The sequence below is a fragment of the Escherichia sp. S10b genome (genome assembly GCF_028421345.1).
Taxonomy (GTDB): Bacteria; Pseudomonadota; Gammaproteobacteria; order Enterobacterales; family Enterobacteriaceae; genus ECMA0423.
Map to the genome: position 1 here is coordinate 1 of NZ_JAHZSO010000087.1, position 4,100 is coordinate 4,100.

At 46.0% G+C, this 4,100-nt stretch carries 5 protein-coding genes and 2 pseudogenes; all 7 read left to right on the forward strand.

Annotated features, from left to right (window positions below):
* Positions 1 to 127: 127 nt before the first annotated feature.
* A pseudogene (locus FTE26_RS07120) lies at positions 128 to 341 on the forward strand (ANR family transcriptional regulator).
* A 285-nt stretch (positions 342 to 626) separates the two neighbouring features.
* A complete protein-coding gene (locus FTE26_RS07125; RefSeq protein ID WP_000392235.1) occupies positions 627 to 1,304 on the forward strand; it encodes a PIN domain-containing protein in 678 nt (225 codons plus the stop codon).
* 653 nt (positions 1,305 to 1,957) lie between these two features.
* Positions 1,958 to 2,170, forward strand: a pseudogene (locus FTE26_RS07130) (ANR family transcriptional regulator).
* A gap of 243 nt (positions 2,171 to 2,413) precedes the next feature.
* Entirely contained in the window at positions 2,414 to 2,875 is a 462-nt protein-coding gene (locus FTE26_RS07135) for a thermonuclease family protein (protein WP_015059120.1), read from the forward strand.
* A 45-nt stretch (positions 2,876 to 2,920) separates the two neighbouring features.
* Entirely contained in the window at positions 2,921 to 3,130 is a 210-nt protein-coding gene (gene hha, locus FTE26_RS07140) for a hemolysin expression modulator Hha (RefSeq protein WP_001333231.1), read from the forward strand.
* A 37-nt stretch (positions 3,131 to 3,167) separates the two neighbouring features.
* Complete coding sequence (locus FTE26_RS07145) at positions 3,168 to 3,758, forward strand: DUF2726 domain-containing protein (RefSeq protein WP_000766816.1); 591 nt, start codon at positions 3,168 to 3,170, stop codon at positions 3,756 to 3,758.
* Positions 3,759 to 3,997: 239 nt separating this feature from the next.
* Positions 3,998 to 4,100: RepB family protein (locus tag FTE26_RS07150; RefSeq protein WP_334313976.1), on the forward strand; the 103-nt coding region annotated here is incomplete at its 3' end.

Here is a 4,100-nt window from a genome sequence, read left to right on the forward strand (position 1 = left end):
AAAGCCTCCCTCAGGGAGGGGAGGCAGGGAAATAAGGCTTAAAAGGAAATAACTTCCGTACCCGAAAGAAAGCCATTCCACTGAACTATTTATCACAATAATACTGACAACTAAAGGGGGAAGGAAAATGAACGGAACAGGGCGTGATTCGCAAAACTCCGGGGTATGGCGCTACCGGCAGGTCGGATGCCGGGCTGTCCGGCTGGAAGTCAGGGGGGGACTGGCCGGGAGCCGCTGAGGCATGGCTACGGGCTGCGCAGTCTGCTCCCCGGACAGACTGGCAACAGTTTGCACAACAGCGGGCTGAACGGTGCCGGAGGCGCTGCCGGGGAAAGGTGTAACGAAAAAACAGCCTTCGTTGCTCCAGGGAACCGGAAGGCTGAAGTATGCATGAGATTTTTCTTTTTTATATCTGGCCTGGCAGTATGACCAGTCAGCATTCATTATCACAGGATTATTGCTGTATTAAGTAATAGCGTGCTGTTTTGTGATTGATTTCATAAAACAAGACGTCGTTTAATATACGCCTGAATATTCACGAGGGAAGTCTTTCTTTTTATATGGTGTTCCCGGAAATAAAATATTTTGTGTTATTGCTCACCCGGTTATGAATAAAAGGTAAAAACATGGAAGAAAATAATACGAGTACAGATAAAAACACCCTGACAGCCCTTATTGATTATGAAAACTGTGGCAGCCTGAAAAATATTTCCCTTGAGCAGTATGGGGAACTGATTATCTTTGTCGGGCCACAGCAGAACGTCGTTGTTCTTCCTGCAGACTCTTTTCCTGAAGGTGCGAGAATCACTATCAGGCAGGTGAGTGGTGTGTCCAGGAATAATGTCGATTTTCATCTTGTTCTGGAGCTGGGGCGGATAAGCTGTTGTGCAGCAGGGAAAGATAAAACATACCACATCATTTCATCGGATAAGGGATATGACGGTGTTATCAGGACGCTGAAAGAAGCCGGTATTACCTGCATCCGTCGTGATGTACCAGAAAGTATTGCTGCTGCCGGTGAGTCTGGTGCAGACAAAAGTAACTGCCTGAAACAACCTTCTGTTCCTGAAAGTGATATCGTCAGCCGTTGGGCAGGAAAGCTGCAGCAGATAGCCGGCAGCGGAGCCGGTAATATGCCTGTGTCCGTCGAAACATTTAATAATTATTTAAAGTCACACATGCGTGACGAATGGAACAAAACCCGGGCAGTGGCGATAAGGAATGAACTGGTTCGTCGGGGAGTCACAGAAGTCAGGGAGAAAAAGATAATCTGGAAAAAGGCGAAAAAGGAGAATAAAGCATGAGGTATCGCAGCTGTACTCAGATAAAAACAGCCCCCGTTGCGGTTGCGGAGCGAAGGGGGCTGAAAAGAGGAATTAAGGATGATTGTTATTATGGTGAACCAGAAGGTTATCCCTGTCTGTAAGCTGAATCGGACTAAACGACATAATACCTGTAACATATTTTCCTGGCAGGACAAGCAGGAACAATAAAATGTGTGATTTAATTCAAAAAATGTGCGCGGCAAAGAAAAACCGGGGAATTGCTTCCCCGGTCCGGTCCATTTAGCCAGTACCCTGAGCAGGATCTGATATGAGCATTATTCACTTTGCCAGACATGGTGAAAAAAGTGAATATATGGAGGAGAAAAACATCGCCTGAATCACAGATTCGGGTGCTCAGCGCGTAAGAAGACGGGAAAGAAAAGCGCCTTTCCGTTTCAGCATCGGGAATAATCACTGAAACATCAGCGGTATATGTGGTGTGTATGAATATCCCGGCAGCATTAATTCTTCTGTGAGGAAATGCATTGATAAGAAACAGAATAAGTCGGTGGTAAGGAAAATGAATTTATTAATTCAGTATCCGTTTATCAGATAAAAAAGGGAAAGAGTATGGTGAAACTGATTATTTTTATTATCACAATAATACTGACAACTAAAGGGGGGACAGGAAAATGAATGGATTCAGAAACAGTTCACGGAACGGTCAGGTCTGACGTTACCAGAGTGCCGGAAGCCGGGCCGTTATTCTGGAAGTCAGTGGACGCTGGATGGAAGCGGCAGAAGCATGGGGACGGGCTGCCGGTGTTGCACCCCGGACAGACTGGCAGCAGTTTGCCCGAAAAAGGGCTGAACACTGCCACCGGCGCTGCCGGGGAAGGGTGTAACGAAAAAGCAGCCTTCATTACTCCAGGGATTCAGAAGGCTGAATAATGCATGAGATTTGCTTTTTTTAATATCCGGTCGGGCAGTATGACCGGACAGTTCTGAGTAGCACAGAGTTTTTTCCGTATTAAGTCGAGATTTTATATTTTGTGATTTATTTCACAAAACAAGGTGTTATTCAGTGTGTGCTGCAATGTTCAGGATGCCTGAAATACAGGTGCCATTTATCTGATATGGAGAATAACATGAGGAAATATATTCCACTGGTATTATTTATCTTTTCATGGCCGGTATTGTCTGCAGATATTCATGGACGGGTTGTTCGTGTACTGGACGGTGATACCATCGAGGTCATGGACTCACGGAAGGCGGTGCGGATCAGGCTGGTAAATATTGATGCACCGGAAAAGAAACAGGATTATGGCCGGTGGTCAACGGACATGATGAAATCACTGGTTGCAGGAAAAACGGTTACCGTCACATATTTTCAGCGAGATCGTTATGGTCGTATTCTCGGGCAGGTTTATGCACCAGACGGAATGAATGTTAATCAGTTTATGGTCCGGGCCGGGGCTGCCTGGGTATATGAGCAGTACAACACAGATCCCGTGCTGCCTGTCTTTCAGAACGAAGCCAGACAACAAAAACGTGGGCTCTGGTCAGATGCTGATCCGGTTCCCCCCTGGATATGGAGACACCGTAAATAAAGCGCTGGCAATCTTATCATTCATCTGTTCTCAGCGGGAATAAAAATGGCAAAAACAAAACAGGAATGGCTGTATCAGTTACGGCGATGTTCATCAGTCAATACGCTGGAAAAAATTATTCATAAAAACAGAGACAGTTTATCAACCAGTGAACGTGAATCATTTAATTCAGCAGCAGACCACCGGTTAGCGGAATTAATCACCGGAAAGTTATATGACAGGATACCAAAAGAGATATGGAAATATGTAAGGTAATAATTCAGCATAATTAATTACCAGGAGCAGATAAACAATGAAGCTGATTATTTTTATTCTTATTGTTCTGATTATTGCAGCGTTACTTATCCGGATTATCCTCAGAAGTGTAAATCAGCATTCTCCTTTGCTGATGCAATTGCATGCGGCAGGTATACGGACCGGTGATGCAGAGCGAATACTGTCCAGCGGTGAATGCTGGCAACGTCAGAAGACGCTGCTGACAGAAAGGGAAGTCAGTTTTATGAAAGGACTGTTCAGAATTGTGGATATGAAGCGGTGGTATCTGTGTCCGCAGGTACGGGTCGCGGATATCGTCCAGCTGAACGGGAATATCCGGCCACGATCACGCCAGTGGTGGCAGTTATTCAGGATGGTGTCTCAGTGGCATGTTGATGTGGTTATCGTTGAGCGGCGTTCGTTCAGTATTGTTGCAGCAGTAGAGCTGGATGATGCCAGCCATTTACGACCGGAACGCAGACGCCGGGATATTCTTCTGGAAGAGGTTCTGAGGCAGGCTGGTATTCCGTTGCTCAGAAGCCACGATGCCAGAAAACTGCTGCAGATGACCGGAGAATGGCTGAATACAACAGGGGCTGATCAGCAGTCCCCGGAACATCGTAGCTGACGCCTTCGCGTTGCTCAGTTGTCCAACCCCGGAAACGGGAAAAAGCAAGTTTTCCCCGCTCCCGGCGTTTCCATAACTGAAAACCATACTATTTCACAGTTTAAATCACATTAAACGACAGTAATCCCCGTTGATTTGTGCGCCAACACAGATCTTCGTCACAATTCTCAAGTCGCTGATTTCAAAAAACTGTAGTATCCTCTGCGAAACGATCCCTGTTTGAGTATTGAGGAGGCGAGATGTCGCAGACAGAAAATGCAGTGACTTCCTCATCTGGCGCAAAACGAGCATACAGAAAGGGGAATCCGCTTTCTGATGCAGAGAAACAAAGATTATCAGTGG

Bases quoted from the DNA above. Each gene is read 5' to 3' on its own strand.
- FTE26_RS07125 (WP_000392235.1), top strand. From the start codon at position 627: ATGGAAGAAAATAATACGAGTACAGATAAAAACACCCTGACAGCCCTT.
- FTE26_RS07135 (WP_015059120.1), top strand. From the start codon at position 2,414: ATGAGGAAATATATTCCACTGGTATTATTTATCTTTTCATGGCCGGTA.
- hha (WP_001333231.1), top strand. From the start codon at position 2,921: ATGGCAAAAACAAAACAGGAATGGCTGTATCAGTTACGGCGATGTTCA.
- FTE26_RS07145 (WP_000766816.1), top strand. From the start codon at position 3,168: ATGAAGCTGATTATTTTTATTCTTATTGTTCTGATTATTGCAGCGTTA.